The organism is Candidatus Margulisiibacteriota bacterium (genome assembly GCA_003242895.1).
Lineage (GTDB): Bacteria > Margulisbacteria > Riflemargulisbacteria > GWF2-39-127 > GWF2-39-127 > GWF2-39-127.
This window is the reverse complement of record QKMY01000021.1, coordinates 61897-88644: the sequence shown is the minus strand read 5'-3', so window position 1 is coordinate 88644 and position 26748 is coordinate 61897. Positions and strand designations below refer to the sequence as shown.

The window sequence follows — 26748 nt, the reverse complement described above, 5'->3', positions numbered from 1 at the left end:
AAGCCGAAATATTCAGCCTAAAATCTTTCTTCAAAATAAGCTGTCAATAACTTCTCGGACCTTCCCGGCAGATCGGTTCCAATCAAACAATCCAAGTCGTTCAATTCCATTACGGAGCAGCATGCCGCTATAAGCCGAGTTGGATAAAACTTCATTGATACCCTGAGCAATGTCATCAACATCGTAAGGGTTAACATAATGAGCTGCATTACCGCATATCTCGGGAATACTGGCGATAGCCGATACTACACAGGGACAGCCACAGGCCATAGCCTCAAGCGGAGGCAATCCGAACCCTTCATAAATCGAAGGAAAAGCAAGAACCGAAGCTAAGCTATAAAAGACAGGAAGATCAGCATCATCAACCCTTCCGGTAAAAACAACCCGTTCGTTCAACTCAGGGTTGCTCGTCATTAACTCAAAAAGCTCCGAGTCTTCAGTAATGAACCCTTCTTTTTTGCCCACGATTACAATCCGGTATTCACGGTCAATCTGAGCGACTGCCTTCATTAGCCTTTTCAAATTTTTATTCGGTTTTACGTTGCCTACATATAAAACATATTTAGCGGGAAGATTATATTTCTTAATAACTTCATCTAACGTCGCCCTATCCGTAATCCTCCTAAAAACACTTGTATCAACACCATTATAATTAACTACCAACTTACGCTCGTCAACCTTAATATATTTAAGTATTTCAGCTTTAGTGAAAACTGAGTCTACCAGGACTTTTCCTGATAATGCAATCGAAGCATTGATTACAATGTTAACATATGCTTTCTTACTTATACTGAGTGAATTATAATACGACAAATGATAAACATCATGAATTGTCACAAGCCTTTTTACAGCCTTAATAGGAAAAAGAGGAACGTTGTATTGCGGAGACCAAAACAAATCTGAATCCGGAATTGCCAAAGGCAACCTCAGTTGTTCCTGTATAGAGAGGATGGGACAATCAAGATGAATCAGCGATATATGCCGGCTCCAGGGATACTCAGTAATTTCGTTCTTATTACCGATGAGAATTATACGATAAGTACCAGCTAACAACGGAATCAAATTCTGCAGGCATTTGCCAATTCCTGAATGGTTTATCATACGAGCGTCGATTACAATTTTTTTCATATTGGAAATTTTTCTCACTTCTCTAATTATGGAGACTTTTTAGCTGCAAAAAGATATTTTTTTCTACAAACATCATGAACTTATTATCAGAATATTTACTTACTATCAACTATATATTAACCACCATACCGTGACAAATCAGTTGTTCACAAGAATAAATTCTCCAAGCATTTTTCTGTCTCAGCCCTGCAGTTGCTAATATCGAAACGCTTAATATGTCGATCAGCCTCAAAAAGAACTTTCGTTACATAGTTACTATCGCTTAGGAGCTTAATAACAATATGGCTCATTGCGTCAATATCCCCCGCAGGCACTAATACCAGTGGTGACAAGGCCTCACCGACAACTTCCTTCACTCCGCCGACATCATATGCTGTTACCGGAGTTTTGCATGCCAATGATTCCAGGATAGCCATGCCAAAAGCTTCTTTATAAGAAACAGAGATCAGTACGTCTGCCATCGCAATAATATCATAAACTTGCAATGTTTCGTCAACGAAATTTATGGTTGCTCCCAAATCTTTGGCTTTAATGTAATTCTTGCATACAGCATAGTACTCATAATCAACCACTTTTCCAACTATCGTCCCGATACAATCTCTTTCTTTGTTTAGTTTCTCAATTAATTTGATAAAATCCAGCTGTCCTTTAGCAGGAACAATTTTACCGATGCATACGAGTTGTTTCACCCCCGGCTGACGCACAGATTCCTTTATCGAATACTTTTCAAAGAGTTTAAAATCAATCCCGTTATATATTGTCTTTATCTTATCACTCCCAACGCTATATGTGATCAATTCTGATCTCAAAGAATTCGAGTTTGTAAGTACCAGATCGGAATTCGAGGCAATAAAAGTGAATGCAAGGTTCTTTGCGGTGCTATGCCGTTTATGCCAAACAAATTTAAGGTGTGGTTGAAAACACTTAATGATCGCTGCATAAATAGCGGAACGAAAGGAATTGGCGTAGAGTATCCCGATCCGCTCCTGTTTAACGATACGACTAATACAGTAAACATTAGAATACAAATCCCGAATGACTGCAATCGGGTTATAATTAAACTTCAACCTGCGTGAAACGGACCGGTGCACTTTCAGTTGAGGAATAGCATTAACTTCTTTTTCTAACAATCCCTGACTGCCCAGCCACACGTTGATAACGAACTTAGACCTGTCAAGAGTTCTTAATGTCTTTAGAAGATTAACCTCCGCGCCGCCAAGAGCAGCATCATGATTAAGGAATAGAATATTGATCATGTATATCTCTTTTTTAATTGATCATACCAAATAGCAAACACATAAAGCGAAATAGCTTTATTTGATTGCTTAAAGCCAGGATTTTCAGAACCTAGATACTGGTCAAGGGTCTTCTCGATATAACTCAGGTTGAACATGTCAATTGACCGATACACGGAGATCACCATAACTTTATTAGCAAGAATTACATCTTTAATCCATAATTTTATGGGAACAACAAAGCCCTTCTTTTTCCGTTGGAACAACTTTCCAGGGCAGTATTTTGCTAATACCTTATGAAGAATACCTTTGTTCAGTTTCAGTGAGGGAGGTATTCGAGCGATGATATCGAACATTTCGATATCAAGAAATGGGAACCTCACTTCCATACTGTTGGCCATCCCCATGACATCCGCGTCACGCAGCAATATCGGGATCATATAATTCTTAATAGCCAGCTCGGATAATATGTTCGGATGAAAGACCTCGTTATTCTGCGGGACCGCAATTTCATCCCGAAACAAGAGACACAGCTCATCCCGCGTAAAAGTGGACATAAAGAGTTCAAACAGGTCCGTACTGGTTTTTGGCACTGAAGCAAGAAGTTTTAGCTTTTTTATAGGTATGAATTCAGTCACGAACGGATTGAGCAGCCATTTCAGCTTCAATATTCTCGGTATCAGAGTGAAGTAACGATATCCTGAGAATAATTCATCACCGCCCAATCCTGACAGAGACACCTTCACATTTTTTGCTGCATATTTAGAAACAAAATAGGTATTAAATCCGTCAATTGACGGCTGATCCATCTTTGCAATAATCGAATCAAATTCCCGGATGAACTCATCCCTGGCCAGAACCACCTCGGTGTGTTCAATTCCGGCATTCTTCGCGATAGTCCTCGCTGAATCCGACTCATCATACTCTTTCTCATTGAAACCGATCGTATATGCTTTCAAAACATCAACATTCTCTTTCATCAGCGCAGTTATTACCGAAGAATCCATACCTCCGCTAAGAAAAACGCCAACATCTACGTCAGCGGACATCTGCCTCAGTTTAATCGAACGCTTAAAAGCCGCTTCCAACCGTTCTGCCCAATATTCTTCAGATCTCGTACCGTCCGGGCTAAAAGAAAAGTCCCAATATCTGCATTTTATCAGGCTATTGCTGTGTATATCATAAGTTGCATGCATTCCAGGTTCTATGGTAGATATGCCCTGAAAGATAGTATTCGGTTCTTTTACATAGTTATCGAGAAAGTATTCATACACATTATCCCGTGCCAGCTGCGGCTTTACTATCCCGGAAGCAAATATGGCCTTTATTTCCGAAGAAACAATTAACGTATCACCACTATGATAATAATAAAGAGGTTTTATTCCAAACTGATCCCGGGCAATGAAAAAAACATTGTATTCCCTGTCAAAGATTACAAAGGAAAACATGCCATTAAATCTCTTGACGCAGTCACTTCCCCATTTTTTATAAGCCGCGAGTATTACTTCGGTGTCGGTTTTTGATTTAAACGAATAGTCTGCCAACTCTTCTTTGAGTTCCAGGTAATTATAAATCTCTCCATTATAAACAATAACCAGATCTTCAGACTGGTTAACAAAAGGCTGGTGTCCGGCAGCTGAGAGGTCTATTATCGATAACCTAGTATGGCCCAGTGCGAAGTTTTCTCCCAGATAGATACCGCAATCATCAGGTCCTCGGTGATGGAGTTCCCGGTTTATTTGTTTTATTGATAAATCGAAGTCGATGGTTCTATCAAGTGAGTATATCAGTGAAATGCCGCACATTATTATACTCCTGTGCACTCGCGGAAATTATAGACTCCGAGGACTTCTGACGCTATGGCGTCCCAACTGAAATTCTCCTCTACAATTTTCCTGCTATTCTTTGAGTACTCTTCACATAATTCAGGCGATGACAGCAGCACATCAATTTTTTCTGCCAGCGCCAAGGAATCACAAGGAGGTACAACAAATCCGTTATAACGGTCTTTTACTAAAAAAGGGAGCCCTCCTACATCGGTACATAATATAGGCCGGGAACAAGACATACCCTCGAGGGCTGAAATACTTGTAGCTTCCATCAAGGAAGGCAACACCACAATACGGGCGCTGCAAAAAAAGTTTACCATCAGATGATTCGGGATATTCCCTGTAAACACAACTTTTTCCTCTATATTATTTATTTTCAGGAATTTGAGCATTTTTTCTTTTTCTTCGTCAAAACCTCCGCCGACAACTACTATCTGATAATTTGTGCTTTTTATGTGGGGAATAGCCTCTATCAGATATCTAACGCCATTTTTAGGCTCCAATCTTCGGGGACAGAGAATAATATTAGCAGTTCTTATATTATATTTTTTATTCACATAATCGTCACAGACGTGTGTTTTTAATGAAAATTTTTCAGTGTCCACACCATTACTGATAAAATATGCATTACCATAGAAATCTGCCTTTTGTTTCAGTTCTTCGCTCGGCGCTATTATTGAAGAGAACCCTCTCATCAAGAATGGGAGCAGAGATTTTTTTGGGCTATCGAACCATTCCAAATACTGGGAGGAATGATTAGTAAAAATACTCTTTTTTTTCGAGAAAATACATTTATTGACTATCGGTCCGGCCGGGAAGTCATGGAAATGTATAACATCGCTATCGTTACAGTAAATATACTTAGCTATGCTAAACAATTTGATAAGAAAGCGTAATTTCGGCAGTGTGCTTGAGGTGTATATCCTTATTACCTTAATTCCCTCTATATACTCAATATCCGGACTTCCCTGTCCATAGATATGATGAAGCACTGTTACTTGATGGCCTTTTTTCACGAGAAATCGTGATAGTTCATGGATATGAGAAGCTATCCCACCGATATTGGGTAGGAAGTCATCAGTTATCATCATTATTTTAAAATTTTGCATAGTTCCTACTAAACAGATATATTACCTTATATTATCTGTGGGTGTATAATATGCTATATTATACTACAATTTATTAAAGAATAATGAAAATAAAAAATTTCCGGATTACCTCTCTATAGCTTACTTAATACTGTCAAAAATCTTATTCATGAAATGCGCTAAGGTATAATTCTCTGATACATAATTATAAGCGGTATCAGACATCTCCCTGCACAACTCCTCATTATTCAAATAATATTTAATTTTTTCCTTGAGTTCCCGGGCATTGCTAAAAACATCCAGATGTTCACCAATCTTGAAAAGATTGTTTAATTCGCTGTTTGCTTCGTTAATCAATAACGATTTGGAACCCAAAGCCTCATATGTTCTGTAATTCGTCGCTTTGATGGTATGCTCATCAAAAATATTGATCAGAATTTTGGATTCCTTGAATATCATTACCATCTTCTCTGCATATACTGCTTCGGGATGATAGAATTTCATTAGATTTTTATAAGAACAATGATTCCAATCAGGGCCCCAGATATGCAATCCTATATCAGGGTATATCTCGACTAATTCATTTAACAGCTTCTCTCTTTTTTTATTCCAGGACCCGGCAAAGGTCACATCATATTTCTTCCCCTTCACTGTAACAGAATCAAATAATTCCTTATCGAACCATAATGGTGTATAGATTGAATTAATATGACGTTCGTTAAGCTCCTCCCAGTTATACTTATCATAGAGGGCAACAATATCATACTCCCGAATACAACTCGAACGGCTATAATCGTTAATTACTCCGAATATATCATCGTAGGCATGAAGTATAAATCTGGTAGCAGAAGCAAGGCTTCTGGCTTTGGCAATAGTTTTCCTCAATATTCCATGACCTTTCAGAACAAAAACTATATCAGGTTTCGTCCGCACAATGTGCTTAACAAGGAAAAGGCTCCTGAGATAAACAAAATTAATATTTATTTCCCATGGCAATCTAGGAATGACAAATTTGTGCATGTCAAAAATATCCAGATCATAACCCTGACTACGAATAAAATTAATAATTGAGGTAACTTGAAAATACCTGGGGTCATTTTCGCGATATTCAGAAACTATTAGTATTTTTTTCATAATATAACCCCGTTATTTATTTTTTGAGATTCTTTCTAATAAATAATACATTTCCGGAAAAAGGCGGCATGCCTATTGCTTTAAGCTTTGTTCCTTTTTCTATAGTATAACTATCGAACACTCGAATAAGCGTATTGAAAAGATCAATGTATGCCGGATCATCATGAATAAATTCCATGAGGATATAATCAACCCTATTCTCACCTATCATCCGTTCCATACCATGGACTACATTTATCTCACTACCCTCTACGTCTATTTTGATAACATCAATGTGACGGATGTTATTAAGGGAACAGTATGCATCAATTGTTATTGCAGAACACAGCTCAAACTGTCCGGAAAGGAACTGGTTTATCGCGCTATGGTTTCCGTTAGCATCAGGTGATAGAAATATTTTTATAGGTTCACAATTATTGGAAGCTGCTAAATGATTGATTCTAATATTACTATAGAGGTTTAATTGAGCATTTTCAGTTAACTTCTCTGCGTTCCTTGCAACAGCTTCAAATGCGTGCACTTCAGCCCCCTTTGAGGCAAAAAGCATTGAGTAATACCCGATATTTGCCCCGACATCAAAACACGTCATCCCTTTATTAATCAGTTTATGAAAATAGAGAGATTCGTACTTTTCGTAAATTCCCCAGAAATAGATATTGAAAGGTATCCAATCAGAAATATCACATTTCACAACAAAATCAAACTTGTTAATTCTAGTAATATACTCATAATGTTCTTTATTTTTTACCATGGCATATACCCGGTACAACAGGTTGTAAGGTATAGGAACATATTGTTTCAGACATTTAAGTAGTGGAAACATATATTTTTGCATAGGATACCCTTTCTTATGGCATTTAACGTTCATTGCCCTGAAAAATTATTACCTTTGACAAACGATTAGCCCAGGTATGCTCCTGAGCTCTTTTGTAACCGTTCGCTCTTATTCTTTCCCGTTCGCTATCATGTAACAGGTAATAATTGATCTTGGTTAAGAGATCTTTTTTAGAGCGATAGAAAACGATCTCCTGGTCCTCTTGAAAGAAAGAAGCTAGTTCTTTGTTATATTGAGTGATATAAAATCCACCGCTCATCATGACTTCGAAATCCCTGCCTTTTAGGCAGGTAGCTCCAATATAGTCCATCACACCTGCAAATCCAAGGTTTATTTTTGCTTGATTATAGATCTTAGGCATGTCCTCATACCTTACCTCAGAACCTTCATACCAGTCTTTGCCAAACACCTTAAGCTTTACTCCGTTATAACTTAAGTAGTCTAGCATTTCCCCTCTGTTCCCATAATTAAGACCGATGAATACTACATCATATGCACACTCTGCCCTAACTCTTCGATGAACTTGGGGATTACCACCCTCCGGCATGAATATCACATTGGCGCCTTCCACCTTATATTTGTATATAGACTGGCTGGTAGTTGTCCAATTTGCATCAAAATATCTGCAGATATCTTTAACGCCGAGAAAATACCCGTCAACCAGTCGATTTCGGAATGACTCCCTGTCATTCATAGAGATATTTATTGTCATTATCTTGTATTTTTTTTGAATAATCTGCAAAGTCTCAGGGTACAAGTGAGCGCCGGAAATATAAAAGAATACCACATCCAACTTGCTTATCCCGACAAATTCCAGTATCTCTTTATTAAGCTGCTTCTTTAACTCATTATTTGTACTGACTTTATCAAAAGGATAATGACCGTAATCGAATTCGATGATATTAAATTCTAATCCCAAGCCATTAACCAAGTTATATTTTTCGTGATTCACGTGACCGTAAATGACGCCTAAACGTAATTCCTTTTTGTTCTTTCTAACAAAAACCGGTACAAACTCCCTATGCTTTATCTTCTCTGGCAGTATGAAATACTTAAGGTAATAGACTAGGTCTTCCCAATACAAACGAACACTTCGATAATATTTACTGATAATTTTTCTTGTTTTTTTATACACGAATTATCTTCTTCCATCTTCAACCGGAATTGTTTCTCACTTCTCTAATTATTGAGACTTTTTAGCCACAAAATAATAATTCTGACACAAAAAACCAAGCAAACCAGTCAAAATATTATCAATCATGTTATATATATAATTAAATAGAGCTGAATGGCGCAAAAATCCAGGAAATCTCCCAACGATGTTTCGAGGCAGAAAATTATACATTTTGATCTCTACCGCTAATAACCCCGATTCCCTGCACAGGTTAACAATATCCTCTTTGGTATAGGTATATTGATGTGAAAAAGTATTTTTACGATATTTTCTGGTTATATTCTCGAATAAACTGTACTTATTAGGAAAATGATAGCATATGAAATGCCCTCCCGGCCGTAATATCCTGGCAATTTCCTTTAAACTCAGAACTTCTTTTCCACCAAGATCACGAACATGTTCCAAGACCCCGACTGAAGCAACTAAATCAAATTCGTTTTCAGGAAAAGGTATATTTACGGGACTCGAATGATCAGCCTTCCTAAAAACAAACTTTTCTTTTTTACTTAACAAACTAATCAGCGGGTATGAATTAAACCCATAGGCATGTACAAAGTAGCCTAATCGTTGCAATACATAAGAACAATGCCCCGCACCGCAACCCCAATCAAGAATCCTGGAGCAGGAAGGTGCATATTTAGAAATGAGCGAATATAAAAGGCAATACTGAAAAGCTGAAGTAGCACTTTGGAACTGCTCAAGACTAAAGTCAGCATGCTGCTCCTGAAGTAATACCAGTTCTTTTAGTATTTCTTTGACATCTGTTGAACCTGCCAAAATACACCTCCACTATATGTTATAAGAACATAGCAAGCTATGCCTTTACTCTCTCTAAAGTCTTTGTATAGCTCATCTTCATATGCGATTACACTATTTAGCATTAATATCCCTGATTATTAGATTATTTACCATTTCATAGGTTCCAGTCAAACCTATGTTTTTGTTTCCTTAATTGATCTTTATTATTTTTTTGCATTTTACAAAATAATACTTCCACCACATTCGAGCACCATGGAAACTAAAAAGGAACTTAAAATCAGTGTTCCCTGATTTTCTATAGAATGCATATAAGCCTTCAACCATTTCCATCTGTGGCATTAACGACAAAGAATACCGATATATCCCAAATGGCAACAAGAACAAAGGTAATTTGACTAAAATGCGATCTATTTGCCTCTTAAGAAAGTTCTTGCAACTACTCTTGGCAGCAGGAACAAATCCATAACTTTCGATAAGGTTTTTTTGTATTTCTTTTGTTTCAGAGAAAACAAATATCACTGCGCTGGATTTCAAGTAACCCATCATCTCGGTAATTTGAGAATCATCAGATTCATTATCTGCCTGCAATAAGCAAATATCAAATAGTCCAAATCTGCTGAGCTCAGCAGTATAAACATACGTGATATCAGTTACCCCCTGGTCCTTCGCGACAGCCTCTGCCGTTGCCTTATCTATAATTGTTTCATCAAGACAACAGGTTATATTTAATCTTGGCAAATCGGCAACATCGATTGCCGAAATATCATCAGTCATTTTCCAGAACAATATATGGAGCGTTTCATGCTTTCTATGCAAATCCTGAATATTTTCGTAGAATCTGATTCTACGATTAAATTTTTTCTCGGAAAAGTCCCCACTGCTTACGGCATTAAATCTTTTATCAATATCCGCTCTGAAATTTTCGGACGGCAGAATATTACGAGTTGCAAAATCGTATATTATTTTACCTTCTACAGCTTCTACAGGAAAATACTCCCTTGCCTTTTCCTGTCCAGCTCTAGCAATAGCAGCAGCCTCATCCTCATGCTCACTATAGTACAGTATTTTAGATATAAGATCTGAGAAACTGCGCCAGGTTATAAAGTGTTTTCCAGGTTGAAAAAAACGATAAACCCCTGTTTGCTGACTTAGCTCATCAACCATACAAAGGCAGCCGGTATGCATAATATAAAATATCTGAGGGGTAAACTGGTTGTTCGAACTGGAACATACTGCTATTTTTGACCTGGAACACAGCGACAGCCATTCGTTATGACCGGTATGAGTATACTGCCGAAAATCTATACCTTGTGCAGTCAACGCCCTCTCCAAGGAAAAAAGCATCAAGGTCCTGCGCACATGATGAAAACTAAATCTGATCCCGACATAGATAACACCGATATCTCTTTGAATTTTTCCTTTGGTCACATCGATAGAAGGGCCAAGACGAGGTAATGCAGCACAATGCTTATATCCTATCTCGAAAAAAAAATGTAAATGGGCAGGCTGAGCTACAGATAACAGGTGATCATAGCGTTCAACTTGAAGATACTCTATTAAAGAGCTCAAAGGATACATGCCATGAAAAGTATCTCCAATCTTTCCAATTTTTGGACAAGCCAGTTTGTCTAAACCTTTAACAAAAGGAACTATTCCGACCTCCAAGTCTGCAATAAACATATCTATTTTATTAATATCCTCAATTTTGGAAATAACTTCGTCAATGTCAAAATGAAGAGTAGAAGTTGAAATATATTGGAAATCCCCGACGAAACCATCTCGTAAATAAGGTCCGCAAAATATCTGCTTCTTCCCATAACGAGGATAAGTATGATCCAAATGCGGCGGTACTTTACGTCCCCACGTGACAATAACTGTTATATGAGGGGGATCCGGGCAGTATTCATTTAATCTCATTTTTATTCTTCAATTCAAAGTAATTATTTATCCATCAGGATATGTCCGTACAATTTATAATTATCACTACAACTGATTCGATTTTTTCAGGTTCAATAAATATTAACAAGACAGTTTAATGACCTGCACCTTTATGCCCGATACGTTAACTTCTAAAATAGAAACTATAACACAAACTTATTCTACTACAAATTTTATTATTTTTTTAGTAGCTCTAAATCCTCCCAAGAATAGGATTAGAAATCGTGATTGGAGGGATTAGGCGACAAAGCCATCCACCATCGGATAATAATAATATATTGCTATTCTTATCTGCCATTACTATAATGCGAAAAACAAAAACTCGCCTATTGTGGGGTGGTATAAATATATACGAAGTTTGAAATGAGAAAATTTGTAGCACCTGAGTTCATCTTCGGGAATAACGCCCGGAATCTGGCTGCATTATACGCTAAAAACCTTGGTGCATCAAAAGTACTGCTAGTTACTGATCCAGGCATCATCGAAGCCGGTTGGGTTAAGGATGTAACCGCCAAATTAGAAGCTGAGAATATCGGCTATCACATATATCATCATGTTAATCCGAACCCCCGGGAAACGGAAGTTGAAGAAGGCGTAGAAGTTTATAACAGGGAAAAATGTAATCTCCTCATTGCTGTAGGAGGCGGAAGCCCTATCGATTGTGCCAAAGGGATTGGTATCGCAAGCACTAACAACTTGCACATCTTAGAATTTGAAGGCGTAGACAAGATACCCACACCTGCCCCACCGCTTATCTGCGTTCCTACAACAGCAGGGTCATCTGCTGATATTTCCCAATTCTGCATAATAACAAACACTCAGGAAAAGAATAAAATTACGATTATAAGTAAGGCTCTCGTTCCTGAGGTGTCCCTTATTGATCCGGTGGTAACAACGACTATGTCCCCTAAATTGACCGCTCACACCGGATTAGATGCGCTGACCCACGCTATTGAAGCATACGTGTCAAATGCCAGCTCCCCTGTAACGGACTTGAACGCCCTTGAAGCTATTAACCTCATAACGTTAAATATTAAGTGTGCCTACGACGAACCTGACAACCTTGAATACAGATCATACATGATGCTTGCCAGTTTGCTGGCCGGGCTTGCCTTTTCCAACGCAAGCCTTGGAGTTGTTCATGCTATGGCTCACAGTCTTGGCGGCTTCCTGGATTCTTCCCATGGGGAAAGCAATGCAATACTACTGCCCTGGGCAATTGAATTTAATTACGATACCTGTGAGGAAAAGTATAAGATAATAGGAAAAACAATGGGACTCAATTTAAACGGAAGAAACAGTACTGAAAAAAAAGAGGTTATCATTAATCGACTTAAATTATTGCAAGAGGAGCTTAACCTACCTCCATCACTTAGAGCAATAGGCTTAAAAGAATCATTTATAAAACAATTAGCTGATAAAGCAATTAATGATCCTTGTGTTTATACAAATCCAAAAAAGCCAACAGTCTCCGACATTGAAGGAATATACAAAAATGCGCTCTGATGACGTTGAAAAATGGGATCTTATTAGAGAGAAGATTATAGGGCTTGGCGAAAAATCCCTTCGTAAAAGTTATTATCCTGAGTTACAAAAAAGGATAGCTGAACTAGAAAAATTCAAGACACTTATTGATTGGAGTATTGATCTTTTATTATTAGTTAATATCCCTACAGAAACAATTGATTACTATAATCACGCGGTACTTATTAACCTTGGATATTCAGAAGCAGACTTATCGAAAATGTCCTTTTGCGCTATATTTGATCAAACTGAAGTTCATAGATTAAATAAGATAATATCAGAATTTGAATCAGGGACAAAAACAAATGATATAATCAGCTCCAGACTTATAAAAAAAGACAACAGTTTGATCCCGGTTGAAGTAACTCTCAATTTTGTAACGGTGGGACAACTTTACTATATAGTCGCTCTCGCACGAGATGTAACACAACGTATTGACGTGGAAAATAAGATCATAAAACTTAATGCCGAACTTGAAGAAAAAGTGAAAGAAAAAACAGCAAAACTGGAAGATTACACCAAAGAACTTGAATCTTTTTCTTATAGTGTGTCTCATGATCTAAGGTCTCCGCTAAGATCAATAAACGGCTACGCACAAATAATCATCGAAACGGACGAGTTTGATGACACAACAAGGGATTATTTGAACAAAATCATAGCCTCAAGCAACCACATGGCACAAATAATCGAGGATCTGTTGAGCCTATCTCAAATTACCCGAGAAGAAATACAGGTAAAATCTGTAAACCTTAGTAATATTGTTACTGAAATTGCTGCCGAGCTACAACAAAAAAACCCAGAGAGAAAAGGCAGGTTCATCATTGCCCAAAACATTATTGTTGATGTAGATGCCCGATATTTCCGAATAGCAATGGAAAATATTCTTGGTAATGCCTGGAAATTCACAAAGAACAAGGAAGAAGCCATAATTGAATTCGGGGAAACAATGACCGATAGCTCCAGGGTCTTCTATATTAAAGATAATGGTGCCGGATTTGACATGAAATATGCGGAGAACTTATTCAAACCATTTTACAGAGCACATTCCAGATCTGAGTTTGAAGGAACTGGAGTTGGACTTGCGATCGTACAGCGAACAATAAAAAAACACGGTGGAGATATCTGGGCGGAATCTTTACCGGATAAAGGGACCAGTTTTTATTTTACCATCGAACGACATAATGGAGAAAAGTCATTAAAATAAAACTCGCATTATAGGGTGAAATAAAAAACAGATCCCCCTTCAATAGTTCCCTCAGCCCAGATATTACCTCCGTGACGGTCAATTATCCTTTTTACAATGGTAAGTCCAATCCCGGAACCTGGAAACTCATCAGTTGAATGCAGCCTTTGAAATGGCAGAAATACTTTATCTATGTAATTTTGATCAAACCCGGCACCATTATCCCTGATAAAATAGACAGTTTTTTTGTCCTGAACGACAGTTCCAAACTCAATTCTGGCTATCTCTTTCTTGCTGGTAAATTTCCAGGCATTTCCCAAGATATTTTCCAGAACGATTCGCAGCAAGTCAAGATCACATTCAGCAATAACATCCGGCTGAACTTTTATTTCTACTTTACGATTAGGATTGTCTTTCATAAGCTCGGAGAGTATTTCCCAGGAGATTTTACTGAGATTAACCTTTCTATAGTTAATTCCGGTGCGAGAAATCCTGGACAATCGCAGCAGATCATCTATAAGCATGTTCATACGATTAACAGCATTATTAATTCGCGAAAGATAATCTTTGCCTTGCGAGTTTAGCACGTCTTCATATTCTTCTACCAATATTTGACAAAAACTGCCTATACTTCTGAGTGGTGCCCGAAGATCATGAGAAACCGAATACGAAAAAGCTTCCAGTTCTTTGTTTGCAGCTTCAAGTTGTTTGGTACGCTCGGCAACTCTTCGCTCCAAATTCTTAGTAAGTTCCATAATCTCTGTTTCTGTTTTTTTCTGATCAGTAATATCACGCAGAGATTCAATAACACCTATCATGGTCCCTTCAAAATCGTACAAAGGTGACGCCGTACCAAGAATATGACGACCACCCCTTTCTGCGCTGAGGGTTAACTCTTCGCCGATGATAGATCCATCTTCTTTTCTAAGATTTACATACATTTTCCCAATTTCTTCAGATGAATGGAGAACATAATCGACGAGTGCCGGACGTCTTGTTCCATAAAACGGGATTGAATATTCATAATTTCCTTTGCCAAGCATCTCGCTTGCTTTCTTCCCAAACAGTTCTTCGGCTTTTTTATTCCACAAAATTATTTCGCCGTTAGTATTGATAGCGAAGGTAGCATCGGGCAAGAAATCAAGGATATCCGCAAGTTTTCGTTCGGAATTTCTGAGTAATTCTTCAACCTGTTTTCTTGTAGAGATCTCGTTATCTCTTTCCTGTATTTTTTCTTCCAGCTCTTTTGCCTGGCTGGCCAAAATCAGCTCTCTATCCCGGTAATAATCAATTTTTGCGAGCAATTCTGAAGGAGGTAGTTTCAATTCGGCGATGATATCGGAATATGCCCGTTTGAGCGTTTGTTCCTCTTCGGGCGTAAAAATATCAAAATTTATCAATACCTGATGAGCAGTCGCAACACCAACGAAACTAGAAAGAAGTCTTTCCACTTCATTTCGTAAATCTGACAGCTCGAGAATTGATATCATATTTTTATCAGAGAGACTTAAAGAAAAAAAGCACTGGTTAGCTCTCTCCACGGCCTGAGGTCCTGGTAAATACTGACTGAACAGCGCTTTTATTCTATTCATTTTTGAACCGCTATCGATTGTTGGCATCTCTATATGTCTAATCGGAAATATCCGAGGGACCGGCACTGAGACAAATTCTTCCAGCAATAGTTGCTCTTCTCTAGCCTGTTCAAAATATAATGAACCGAATATATAGAAACTAATATTAAAAAAGAGTGTCCATAGAACCGCATTACTTACAGGAGATAAACTACACAGTCCAAAAAGGTGTTCGGGAATTAATAAGCCGATGCCCCACGGTCCAGATTTAACAAGAGAACTAATTATAGTATTATTTTGAGCAAATAAAGGAACTATCATTGTATACAGCCATACTATAAACCCTGCGCTAATACCTAAAAATGCTCCTGACTCGTTAGCTCTCTTCCAGTAAAACCCGCCGATAATCGCCGGGACAAGTTGAATAATAGCAGCAAAAGAAATTAATCCCATATCAACAAGAGAGAAATACGCACCGATCTGACGCTCAACCCAATAACTTGAAAGAATAAGAATAGCGATAGTGCTCCATCTGGATAGGAGGACATACCTTTTAAGAAAGTTAAGGCGCTTAAAATAGTTTGATAATGGCAACACAAAATGGTTAGTAACCATAATGGATACCGCTAAGGTACTTACAATAGTCATACCCATAGCCGCCGAAAATCCGCCAAGGAACCCAAATATTGATACCCAGGGATGACCGGAATTGAGCGGTAATGCCAAAACAAAAACATCAGCCTGTGCGGCAGGATATCCTAAAATCAAACCCGCCATCGCAATCGGAAGAACAAAAACTGCAAAAAGAAACATATACAAAGGAAAAAGCCACATCGCAGTGAATATATGTTTCTCCTCAAAATTCTCGATAACACTCATATGATACACTTTAGGAAGGAACATAAAAGAAAATAAAGCTAGTAAAAAATACGATGCCCAGGTAAAGAAATATGACTTAGAAGACTGAATTTCTAATATCTGCCTTGAGCCAGGATGATGTAAAAAATCGGTAAATATATCCTGAACCCCTGTAAACAAATAATAGGTCACAAAATAACCGATAGCCAGAAAACTGATTAATTTAACCAGGCCCATAACAGCTATCACTACTACCATGCCCTGGTGTCTTTCGGTAGGTATAAGCCTCCTCGCTCCAAATATTATGGTAAAAAAAATCAAAGAGAGTACAAAAATGAGCCCTAAATCCATATTGAAATTTACGAACTTCTGGGATATCAAACTGCTGGTCAATATAATAGATTTAAGCTGGAGAGAAATATAGGGAACAACTCCTACGACCATTATTAATGTCGATAAAGCTGCTATCCTGAGCGACTTGTTATAGCGAAGTGAAAGCAAATCGGCAATACTCGATATCCTATAGGTATTTCTAATTCTTAGTAATTTTTTTAGTATTGTCCACCAAACCACACAGGCAATAGAAGGCCCTAGATAGATGGGCAGAAAAAGCATTCCAGCTGAGGCAGCTTTGCCAACGCTGCCATAAAATGACCAGGCGGTAACATAGACAGTTAATGATAAGGAATAAATATATGCATTATTGCCAATATTAGTACCAGCAGCAGCCTTTTTTTCAACCCAGAAAGCTAGAAGAAATAATAATACTAAATAAATAAGAACAATTGCTAAAATGATTAAAGGATTAAACATTTATCTCAACCTTACCGTTACCTTACATTACCTTACCTTATCATTTTGATCCATCAATACCCGTGAGATAAAAAACAATAAAACAATAATAACAGCCCACACTAGAAAAAGGTAACCATACAAATTAATTAAGACTGATTCAATAATACAATCAAGAAAAGGCAAACAAAAAGCCAGGATAAAAGTAGAAAACAGGTACGCATGAAATCCCGGTTCAGACAAAAATTTTTTCTTCTTTTCCATTCCACGATTCCAATCATAAACTTTTTTACAATAAACCCGAATAAATTCATTGTATATTTTGAATTATTTTGAGTGATTATAGATGCATCCACTTTATTAAACAACTCCATATAATCAAATTATAATCAAATTATTTTAATGAATCTCCCTCTCAGATCATTCGATATATTCATAGGACCGAAATATGCAAAAAATTTACAATGGAATAAAGATTACGTAGCTCTTGTCCAAGATAACCTATATGAACAAAGACTAGTTCAATATAAGAATGAAGGAGACCCAGATTGATCAATAAAACAATATCTTTTATTCCAGAAAAAACCTTCGGGTTCCCTTTAGACTGTCTAAATAAAACTATCCGTTTAGCCGATGCTGAAAGTATTTTCACAAAGAAACTTAATCAAGCTAAAAAAACCGAGCTTATTATAAGCGGAGGAAAGCCTCTGTTTTCTTCAGAATTCCCGCTTAAAGCTCCAGGCAGTAAATGGGGTGTCGCGGAGATGATCACGGCATCATTAATTGCTGACCGTAAAGTTATCCTCCATAATGTCCCGCCAACTTTAGATACTTTTTCCTGGGTCGAGATATTAAAAGATATCGGTGCAAAACCTGAATATTCTGAAAGCAGTCAGGTACTTACGATCGATCCCAGTTCAATTAACAACTTAGCACCAAAAAACTCATTGATTCAAAGCATTCGCGCCTCGTTTCATATTATTGCTCCTTTGCTTACAAAAAAAGGCAAAGTCACAATCGCATATCCCGGAGGAGATAAAATAGGAGATCGCCCGGTTTCACAACATCTTCAGGTATTAGAAAAAATGGGGATGAATTATACAATGCTTCATGATGGAGTTGAAGCAATGCTTGATGAACATTTCCCGAAAAAAATAGATATTAATCTTGAAAAGCCTCAGATATCCGTAACTATTTTGGCCATGATCGTTGCCTCAAAATTAAACCAAAACCTTTTGCTTTCAAATATTCCCAGAGAAACCGAAATACTGGACGCTGCAAAATTCCTAAGGACGCTGGGTGCTGACATTGAGGTTCACTTTGATTCTCAAAACGAGTCCGGATCATATATTAGGGTTAATAAAGGGATCAATAAAAGTACAGATCCTGCTGTTTTTGAAATACCTCCGGACCGGACCTGGGCTTTATCATTTGCACTTCTCGGACCGATGACCAACGGATCGGTTACAGTCGTTGACGTTCGTAAAGAAGATTTTGGAAATACCATAGATCACCTTTCAGACTTAGGCATTCACGTTCAATTTTCCCATATCGAAGGCAAGGACTGTTTAACTTTATCAAACGACCCAGACCTTAAACCATATGCTCCTGACAAAATCGAAGCAGGATATCTGCCACGAACTAATTCTGACATGCTTCCATTCATTGCTCTTGCTGCAACCTTAAAAAAAGATGTTTGTTTCAGGCTTGGTGATACTCTTTTGAGAGATCGTGATTCATACTTATTGGAACTCAAAAAAATGGGGGCAAAAATCGAGATTCTGGATGGCAGTCATGACTTCATCGTCCAGGGTGTTCAAAAACTTCAAGGAACTGTTGTCGAAGGAAAAGATCTCCGGGCTACAATGGTCCTGATAATGGCAGCTTTATCTGCACAAGGAACTTCTGTTGTTAAAGGAATGGAACATATTCTTCGAGGGTACCCAAATATAATTGATTATTTAAAAAACTATTTTAACGCAGATATTAAAGAGATTCGAGTTTTCGAAGATAACGGGTTAACTATTAAATGGGATATTCAAAAGAACTCTGTTTATGACCTAAATCTTTCTCCCGGGACTTATAAAAACAAAGATCTTTTTATGAAGACTTTAAAGGAGCTTCTTCTATTTTCTGATAATAATTTACATATTGAAAAATGTATGGACCTTTTAAATGATCCTGAATTAAAGTTCGAACTGACTGATGATGAAAAGTTATTATTTCTGGATTCAATTTTAAGAGATTCTCCTGCAAGTCCATTTTTTGCAACGGACCAACATTTTCTTTACCCACAGTATCATCACGATTTTGCTAAGGGCTTAAAGGAATACAATGAAGAATTAAATCTATCCAGGCCCTTAAAAGTTGTGATTTTTGGTCCTGGAAACGGGAAAAAAGTATACTATAACCGCATGTGTGCCAAAGCGTTAGATCTTACTATCGAGTACTTTGCATTTGATATTGATAAAGAGTTTTTAAGCAAAACTCACGATCTCAACCCTGAGGCAAAACTTGAAGTATTGGACCTTCGAAAGGAAGATATTTTAGACTATATTTATCAAAAAGGCTTAAATGACTCTTTCGATTATATTGATTTTACAAGTGTTCTTCATGAAGTATTTTCTTTCCCGGGCATAAAGTTCAACGAAGCGAAAGATGATGAAGAATTTGCTCATTATTCGCATGACAGAAATATTGGAATAGCAAGTGTGAAAAAAACCTTAAACATGGCCCACGTATTACTCAAAGACCAGGGCATTTTGAAAATACTGGATGGAGTCAGACCAGATCCGTCATTAATGAATTCACCTGTTTTCATCAAGTATAATCAAGGCCGGACTGATGAATTTGCAAAACTATTGCAACTAATAAGTACCTATCCTTATTCCGGGGATATGATGCTAGGCGGAGGTAAAATAGGAGGAAACAGCTGGTTTGGGATTTCAACTGGAATATTAAACTATTACTTAGAAAAAATCCAGTTTATGGCAGAGGACTTCAGGAGCGGATTAACAAGTATGGATAAAGAGATTCAAGAACTTTATCACTACTTCACCGCACCTGAGTATTCAGGATACCTTCAGGATAGTGGATTCTCCTGCGTAATGTGTGATGTACATCAGCAAATTACACAGTTATCGATGTATAATGACTATTTTAAACTCCGTCTGTCTCATCCGGAAGATTTTTTATACAGAAATTCTCAGGAAATTCCGATAGAATCAATTCCAACCATTATGGACCAAAGACTGGAGATTACCGCCAGGAAAAATCATTCGCAAGAAACCGGCATTAAAACATCACTCCCAAAAATACCGCTCTCCATGAAAGGGCACCTTCCCCCTTTTTCCGAAGGAAATGCAATAGACAGCTTAATTTCTGAAAATGAACGGGCAACCTGGATTGAACAGGTTCTATCTAAACCCGAATTATTTAATGAGCCGTCGGATTTCCTTATGCACAGGCTCATTGCCTATGACAGGCAGGTTAATCAGGACAATCAGTATTGTCCGCCCTCACATCCTTTGTTCTCTGAGATAGCCCCGCAATTTATGAGATTAAAAATGTCTTTGTTTTTCGAAATATGCCAAAGCAAAATAGTCTTTACGCAAACAAAATTAACGCCACTGGAAATCTGGAATACTTTTCTTCCAATATCCATAAATATTATTACATTAAGAGAAATGAAAGCGAAAGAAACCGGGGACCAGAATTATCGATTAATATTAGGCATCGCTGGTTCCATTGCCTCCGGAAAAACTTCTTTTACGAAAGATCTGGCATTCCTTATTAATCTGATCTTTGATAAGTTAAATAATGAGCAAGTTGACTGCAAGGGATCTGCTGCTACAAGCCACTATGAGACTGATAACGATTTTTTACCCGACTGGATGCTAAAACTATATGGCATACAAAAGACTCATCCCGATTCTTATGACATAAAAGCCACTATCAAGAGAATATCAAACTTGAAGCAAGGAAAAAAGGTAATTCAAAAAAGTTATGACCATATTAATAGTAAATCCGGTGGAGAAAAAGCAATTATAGAATCCGCCCCAATTATTCTGGTGGAAGGATTAAATGTTCTTCATCACAAATCCGGACCTTATGAGTATCTACATAAGTTGCTGGATTATTCTATCTTTATCGATGCAGATGAGACCTCGTTAAAATCCTGGGCTCTAAAAAGAGAAGAGGAAAGAGAAGTATCGAGGAAAAAAGTTCTAAAAAATCATACCACGAGAGATTTCGCTACCATCTGGGACAACAAGCTTTTTAGCATATTTAAAACAAATTATGAAAAAGACAGACTCAATTCTTTTCTCGTAATAAATAAGGATAAAAGGCATGAAAGGTCTATTCATAGTACAGCTAAGCTCGATCTTGAGCGCCGATTAGAACATACGTACAAAGGGCTTGTTATGGATATCGACCACACTATCACATCAGTTGACGGCAAGTTTGATCTGAATATATTGGACTTTATCCTCGATCGTTTAAAAGAAGGTATACCTATAGGGATTTTCACAGCAAGGAATGTACATAGTCTTGTTCTGAAAGAAACAGGTTTCCTCAAAACTTTTTATAATAGACTTACAGAAAAAGGCTATTCCCCCGATATACTCAAGAACCTCTATATTTCATCCAGTGAAGGTGGGACCTTTATTAACACCGGGGAATACGTAACAAATGGTGCATTAGATTTTGAAACTATTATTAAAAATAATCCGGAAAACACCATTGATAGTTTAAACGCTGATGCTTTGAAAAAAATTATTACATTATATTTAGGCCTCGACGAATCTCAAATGCAATTTGAAAACTACAGGGTTTTATTAAAACAACTTAATATGAACCCTCTTGAAGCCGCCTTCACCTTAAATAGTATTTTTGATCTTTTTGATGATCTGCCATACCGTGCCTCCCCATCTGAAAATTCTGTATTAATAGTTTCTGAAGATCAAAATAAATCGATGCCCTTAGATCAATTTTCAAAGATTACCGATATTAAGCCTGATGATCTGATCTCCATCGGGGACCAGGGACAGGGAAGTGATCTTCATCTCCTTAAAACCGGGCTGAGTATAACGGTAGGCAATAAACATCCCAAATCCGAACAAATATCGATACCTGAATTATTCGGATTAAAGCATAACCAGGGAACTTCTTTCTTACTAAACCAAGCCAAGATTTTACAGTACGGATAAACAACCAGGCTGCCTTTGCAATTACATGTAAATTCCACACTTTTTTGCCCGGGATGAGGCGAATAGCTTGATCGCTATGTTTTATAAAAAATCAAAACGGGTATATTAAAAATATATTTAATTACTAATAGTGTCGAAAAAAATGAACAACAAATTAATAGCTATCAACATAAAAATAAACAATACAAAGGATTCACTGCCTGCCGCATTCGAAAAATTCGTGAGGCAAAAGTGTGGAGCAGGATCACTGCGGGAAGCTTTTCTTACAACCGGAATAGCCCCGGAAGAACTTTTGCACATATATGCGAAAAATAAAGATGAACAAACCTGTCAGGCTATTGAGCAATATTTTTATCATACCCGACTGAAGATTCTAACAGAAGCTTCTTTAGATGATTTTATGGACCTGCCTGCTAACATGAAGATAGAATATCTGCTAACAACACGCTCCAGAAAAAAGGTTGCCAATACTACTAATCCCTGGTTCAAACAGTTATCCGGGCAAGCTGCACCGGACAGTCACTATTTTATTAACAGCATCTGCATAAATAATATGGATTTACCAGATTACGATAAAGAATGGGTAGTTGAAAACTGGAAAGAAATTGAGAACAGAATAGAAGAGCAGAAAAGAGAACTGTTGAATAATAAAGACTTGGACCTGACGGAAGAACAGATAAATAAAGCCATCAGCGCTGGTATCTTAAATAAATATATAACCACCTATAAATTAAGCAAATCTAACATTGACCGGGCAGCGCGCAATAACAGCAAGATCCGGTTGAAGACTATTTATGAAATAAAACAAGAGAACCCTGATCTTTCCGATTACGACTGCAAGCAATTAGCTATTATTTTCCCGGACAAGTGGAAAGAAATCCTGTATACAACGGTAGCAGAAATAAAAGCAGAAAACCCTACTATCTCCAATACAGATTGTAAACAACTCGCAATCACGTACCCTAATACCTGGCGAAAAATCTTAAATGAAACGATAACAGAAATAAAAGCCCACTTTCCTGATCTTTCCAATTATGAAGCTAAACTATTAGCAATTAAACATCCCAAAAACTGGAAAAACATTTTAAATCTTGTAACGGAAATAAAAGAGAAAAACCCAGGTCTTTCCGATTATGACTGCAAAGTACTGGCAATAAAAAATCCCAATACCTGGAAAATTGTTTTGTCCCGGATACAAGAAATAAAAGAAGAGAATCCCGAATTATCTGATTATTACTGCACTCAATTAGCTCTTAATTACCCTGGGACATGGAGGGACATTCTACATAAAACAACGCAGGAAATTAAAAGGGATAATCCAGAATTATCCGATTCTTATTGTATACAGCTGGCTATGAGCTATCCCAATAAATGGGAACAGATATTATCTGAAACGATGAACGAAATAAAAAAACAGGCGCCCAGCATATCCGATGCTGACACAAAGAAGTTAGCCATAAGTTACCCCAATACCTGGGAAAAAATTCTTCATGAAACTACCCAGGAAATAAGAACAGCAAACCCCGGACTAGCGGATTATGCTGTCATTAACCTGGCAATACATTACCCCAATACCTGGAAAAAAATTCTGCATGAAACCACCCAGGAAATAAAAACAGCAAATCTCGGGCTAACAGATTATGCTGTCATTAATTTTGCCATACATTACCCCAATAATTGGAGAAAAATATTATTTGAGACATATCCGGAGATCAGGAGACAAAACCCTGGTTTATCAGATTCTCAGGCTAAAACTTTGGCGATGGGATATCCTAATGCCTGGAGTGATATTGTCTCGCAGGTCAACGAATGGCAGCAAAATAATTATATTAAACGGCACATACCCAAGCATGCTTTGTTCTCACTAGCCCAAAGCGACAGCCAGCTAAAAGATAATTTCAAGGAAATTATCGACCAAATGTTATTGAATAATAATAACGATTACCTTTTGGTTACACATGAGAAAAGCTGGGGAGAAAAAGAAAAAGCAAGAGCTAAGCTGGCAATAACATTGTTATCATTACTATTTACACAGGAAGAAATCGAACAGGTATTTGAAGGTTTTTATAACTCACCCCGGGAAAAATTTACGGCATTAATGGAACTGGTTGCTATAAGTTATGGCTGGCTCGGTATTCTGCTTATTAAATCATTAAAAGAAAAAGAACCGGAAAATACAATGGGAATGGGCTTTTATTCTGGGAATTTGGCTGCGGTAGATGATTTTACCGCTGAAGATATGATAATCGAAGAGGAACATTCTGCAGCCTGGCAGTCGAAATTACAGGAAATATTAACTGAAGAGGAATATACTCATATAATTAATTGGGCGTATAAAAATAATAATGATATCAATATTGTTAAAACAGCTATTAAAAAGATTTACCATTCCGGTATAGCTAACGTTATCAGGGACGCATTAAATGGAGATTATTAACTAGAATTGTCTGCGCCCTTTAATAAAACATTGACTCAATCTATGGCAGATATGCTTCATGCCTACTTCAGCCTCTTTCCACAGGACGACACCCATGCCCATGAGCAAGATTTTTGATAAGTCGCACATAAATTTGTGCAGATATCAAGACAATACTATATTGTTGTTTTTAGAAATTAATTATTTACTGAAACTTTCCGATTAATCCTTCGATATAACTTTATACATTTCACAAAAATATCAGAGGAGGTCATATTAATGCGTACTAAAGTAATAAGTTCAAGGGCGGTCATCGAAAAGACGACAACAAATGCTCCGGCAAAAGTCATTATCAGAGGAGGAGGAGAAATCGGATTTACCACACTTGAATTAGCGATGTTAAGACCGAAAGCTGAACATCCGATAGATATCCATCTCATTACCCGGGCTAAATATGCCGATGAGCCTTGGACAGATAAATTCTGGATTAAAGCAATGGACTCCAGTGCAGATTTTGCTTCCAGATCAAACTATTCTTATGCAAGGATAATAAAAGGTATAAACGTTATCTCAAGAAATGATGACGGAAGCATGGATATTGTGTTTGACTCTGATTACGGAAGAAAAGCATTACCTGCCAGATTGCATTTTGAAAAAGATGGAACTGATATTAAAATGCTTCCTCCTCTATTAGCTGCAGGAAATCCAGCTATGATGATTGATGCTACAGGACAGGTAAAATACGAGTTTATGCAGGGTTATCTGCAATATCCCGGACTTCTCACTATTGGAACTGCTCCAGGAAAGAATATACCTAAAGGGACCGAGATCCCTCACATGCTGTTTGGCGTTAATATGGGAAACAATATACCTCAGAACAAATGGCTAAATTTGGCATCCGCAACAAACCCGACAACAGCTGCACTTCTATATACCGGATCATGCACCACTCATGGAGGAACAGTATTACTTCGTGCACTGGCAAAAAATATTGATGGCTTTGAAATTATCTCCGGAAACTTGTCTTCCATACATTCACGCACACCTTCAGATCTGTTGGAGCAGCTTGATCTCAATTTTGCCCCTCAATCTACAGGGTTTGCTAAAGCCGCAAAGGTTGTTGCAAATGACATTGCCGGAGTAGCCAATATCGATGCTTATGCTGTCCGCGCAAATGTCGCAGGTTCTTCATTCTATACACTTACAATGAATGTCAAAGCAAAAGAAATCCTTACTAAAGAGAACCTCCTTGCGAAACTTCAAAAAGAAGCAGAGGGCCCGATGTCTGAACAACTGGCTATCATTTCTCAAAGCGCACTCGCAGCGCATAACAAAAAGAACTTTTCAATCAACTCAGCAATGGGAATGAAAGGATTGTTACAAACAGCAATCATTGATCCAGATATGCTCACAGTAAAAGATAATGGAGACGGCACATATCAGATCAATTTCAAAGTTGTCTATTATGACAACGTCGGAGGATTTACTCATGAGTTGCTTATGGAAGCCAGCGAAGTAGCTAACCAGAAATGGGACCTGGCTGGACAAATCTTTTCACCAGGGAACATATGGGATTACAACAGGATTTTTTCATTCTTTAATAACCCGGATAACCCAAATGTGCAAGAACGGTTCGGCACATCGCAAGCAAGATGGGATAAAATAGCCTCTGCGGTAGAAGGTGAGAAAAACAAAGGACTGCTTATAGGTCAGCCAGAAAACTTTGTAAGAATGTAGAATTATATAATTATTTCTTAAAAAAGGGCCGGGATATGAACCGGCCCTTTTTTTTCATTCCGACAACTTTATCCATACCAATTTAATCTGAAGAACCACTCTCAAAATATCAATAAGACTCAATAGAAACCGTTGAAAAAAACACCTGCGAAATAATATGCAATAAAGCTATATTTGATAACAACAACTATATACTGAAATTATCTTTGATTCTTTACGATACTATTGAGAATAGAGTTTTATTCAAAATAGTTCTTTGGTGATATTTTTTAGAGTAATGTGACATGAGGAGGTGTCGTGAAACAGGTAAGATTGTGTTTTGTCTAAGAAAGAAAAT

At 37.5% G+C, this 26748-nt stretch carries 16 protein-coding genes; 5 read left to right on the top strand and 11 right to left on the bottom strand.

The genetic code is table 11. The features are described 5' to 3' along the window. Window positions 1–30 precede the first annotated feature (30 nt). The 9 genes from DKM50_02770 to DKM50_02730 all read right to left on the bottom strand — a co-directional run bounded on the left by DKM50_02770 (window position 31) and on the right by DKM50_02730 (window position 11099). Window positions 31–1128, bottom strand: coding sequence for a glycosyltransferase family 1 protein (locus DKM50_02770; protein ID PZM83216.1), 1098 nt, complete (start codon window positions 1126–1128; stop codon window positions 31–33). A gap of 146 nt (window positions 1129–1274) precedes the next feature. Next, a complete protein-coding gene (locus DKM50_02765; protein PZM83215.1) occupies window positions 1275–2384 on the bottom strand; it encodes a hypothetical protein in 1110 nt (369 codons plus the stop codon). Continuing rightward, window positions 2381–4168, bottom strand: coding sequence for an asparagine synthase (glutamine-hydrolyzing) (asnB, locus tag DKM50_02760; protein PZM83214.1), 1788 nt, complete (start codon window positions 4166–4168; stop codon window positions 2381–2383). Before asnB ends, DKM50_02765 begins: the two co-directional genes overlap by 4 nt. Window positions 4169–4170: 2 nt before the next feature. Further along, complete coding sequence (locus tag DKM50_02755) at window positions 4171–5301, bottom strand: hypothetical protein (protein PZM83213.1); 1131 nt, start codon at window positions 5299–5301, stop codon at window positions 4171–4173. Window positions 5302–5421: 120 nt separating this feature from the next. After that, window positions 5422–6414, bottom strand: a complete 993-nt coding sequence (locus DKM50_02750) for a hypothetical protein (protein ID PZM83212.1) — start codon at window positions 6412–6414, stop codon at window positions 5422–5424. A 16-nt stretch (window positions 6415–6430) separates the two neighbouring features. Then, a complete protein-coding gene (locus DKM50_02745; protein ID PZM83211.1) occupies window positions 6431–7282 on the bottom strand; it encodes a hypothetical protein in 852 nt (283 codons plus the stop codon). After that, window positions 7272–8384 carry a hypothetical protein gene (locus tag DKM50_02740; protein PZM83210.1) on the bottom strand — a complete coding sequence of 371 codons (1113 nt, stop codon included), beginning with the start codon at window positions 8382–8384 and terminating at the stop codon, window positions 7272–7274. The genes DKM50_02745 and DKM50_02740 overlap by 11 nt, the downstream gene beginning before the upstream one ends. A 48-nt stretch (window positions 8385–8432) precedes the next feature. After that, the gene (locus DKM50_02735) at window positions 8433–9203 is read right to left on the bottom strand and encodes a hypothetical protein (GenBank protein ID PZM83209.1); all 771 of its coding nucleotides are present in this window, start codon (window positions 9201–9203) and stop codon (window positions 8433–8435) included. 168 nt (window positions 9204–9371) lie between these two features. Next, window positions 9372–11099: a hypothetical protein gene (locus tag DKM50_02730; GenBank protein ID PZM83208.1), complete on the bottom strand. Its 1728-nt coding sequence runs from the start codon at window positions 11097–11099 to the stop codon at window positions 9372–9374. Window positions 11100–11483: 384 nt separating this feature from the next. On the opposite strand from DKM50_02730, the gene DKM50_02725 reads away from it, so the two are divergent. Further along, window positions 11484–12626, top strand: coding sequence for an alcohol dehydrogenase (locus DKM50_02725; protein PZM83207.1), 1143 nt, complete (start codon window positions 11484–11486; stop codon window positions 12624–12626). Beyond that, window positions 12550–13848 (top strand): hypothetical protein, encoded by a 1299-nt coding sequence (locus DKM50_02720; protein ID PZM83206.1) that lies wholly within the window; start codon window positions 12550–12552, stop codon window positions 13846–13848. Before DKM50_02725 ends, DKM50_02720 begins: the two co-directional genes overlap by 77 nt. Window positions 13849–13856: 8 nt before the next feature. Here the strand turns inward: DKM50_02720 and DKM50_02715 are convergent, their stop codons facing one another. Both DKM50_02715 and DKM50_02710 read right to left on the bottom strand, forming a co-directional pair. After that, entirely contained in the window at window positions 13857–17069 is a 3213-nt protein-coding gene (locus tag DKM50_02715) for a diguanylate cyclase (GenBank protein ID PZM83205.1), read from the bottom strand. Between the two features lie 128 nt (window positions 17070–17197). Continuing rightward, window positions 17198–17422, bottom strand: a complete 225-nt coding sequence (locus DKM50_02710; GenBank protein PZM83204.1) for a hypothetical protein — start codon at window positions 17420–17422, stop codon at window positions 17198–17200. 174 nt (window positions 17423–17596) lie between these two features. On the opposite strand from DKM50_02710, the gene DKM50_02705 reads away from it, so the two are divergent. The 3 genes from DKM50_02705 to DKM50_02695 all read left to right on the top strand — a co-directional run bounded on the left by DKM50_02705 (window position 17597) and on the right by DKM50_02695 (window position 26411). Next, window positions 17597–22258 carry a hypothetical protein gene (locus DKM50_02705; GenBank protein PZM83203.1) on the top strand — a complete coding sequence of 1554 codons (4662 nt, stop codon included), beginning with the start codon at window positions 17597–17599 and terminating at the stop codon, window positions 22256–22258. Window positions 22259–22400: 142 nt separating this feature from the next. Continuing rightward, a complete protein-coding gene (locus tag DKM50_02700) occupies window positions 22401–24695 on the top strand; it encodes a hypothetical protein (protein ID PZM83202.1) in 2295 nt (764 codons plus the stop codon). A gap of 258 nt (window positions 24696–24953) precedes the next feature. Beyond that, a complete protein-coding gene (locus tag DKM50_02695) occupies window positions 24954–26411 on the top strand; it encodes a hypothetical protein (GenBank protein PZM83201.1) in 1458 nt (485 codons plus the stop codon). Window positions 26412–26748 lie beyond the last annotated feature (337 nt).

What these genes read in the sequence shown, in the direction of transcription:
- DKM50_02770 (PZM83216.1), bottom strand. Translation starts at nt 1,128, where the DNA reads ATGAAAAAAATTGTAATCGACGCTCGTATGATAAACCATTCAGGAATT.
- DKM50_02765 (PZM83215.1), bottom strand. Translation starts at nt 2,384, where the DNA reads ATGATCAATATTCTATTCCTTAATCATGATGCTGCTCTTGGCGGCGCG.
- asnB (PZM83214.1), bottom strand. Translation starts at nt 4,168, where the DNA reads ATGTGCGGCATTTCACTGATATACTCACTTGATAGAACCATCGACTTC.
- DKM50_02755 (PZM83213.1), bottom strand. Translation starts at nt 5,301, where the DNA reads ATGCAAAATTTTAAAATAATGATGATAACTGATGACTTCCTACCCAAT.
- DKM50_02750 (PZM83212.1), bottom strand. Translation starts at nt 6,414, where the DNA reads ATGAAAAAAATACTAATAGTTTCTGAATATCGCGAAAATGACCCCAGG.
- DKM50_02745 (PZM83211.1), bottom strand. Translation starts at nt 7,282, where the DNA reads ATGAACGTTAAATGCCATAAGAAAGGGTATCCTATGCAAAAATATATG.
- DKM50_02730 (PZM83208.1), bottom strand. Translation starts at nt 11,099, where the DNA reads ATGAGATTAAATGAATACTGCCCGGATCCCCCTCATATAACAGTTATT.
- DKM50_02725 (PZM83207.1), top strand. Translation starts at nt 11,484, where the DNA reads ATGAGAAAATTTGTAGCACCTGAGTTCATCTTCGGGAATAACGCCCGG.
- DKM50_02720 (PZM83206.1), top strand. Translation starts at nt 12,550, where the DNA reads ATGATCCTTGTGTTTATACAAATCCAAAAAAGCCAACAGTCTCCGACA.
- DKM50_02715 (PZM83205.1), bottom strand. Translation starts at nt 17,069, where the DNA reads ATGTTTAATCCTTTAATCATTTTAGCAATTGTTCTTATTTATTTAGTA.
- DKM50_02710 (PZM83204.1), bottom strand. Translation starts at nt 17,422, where the DNA reads ATGGAGTTGTTTAATAAAGTGGATGCATCTATAATCACTCAAAATAAT.
- DKM50_02700 (PZM83202.1), top strand. Translation starts at nt 22,401, where the DNA reads ATGAACAACAAATTAATAGCTATCAACATAAAAATAAACAATACAAAG.
- DKM50_02695 (PZM83201.1), top strand. Translation starts at nt 24,954, where the DNA reads ATGCGTACTAAAGTAATAAGTTCAAGGGCGGTCATCGAAAAGACGACA.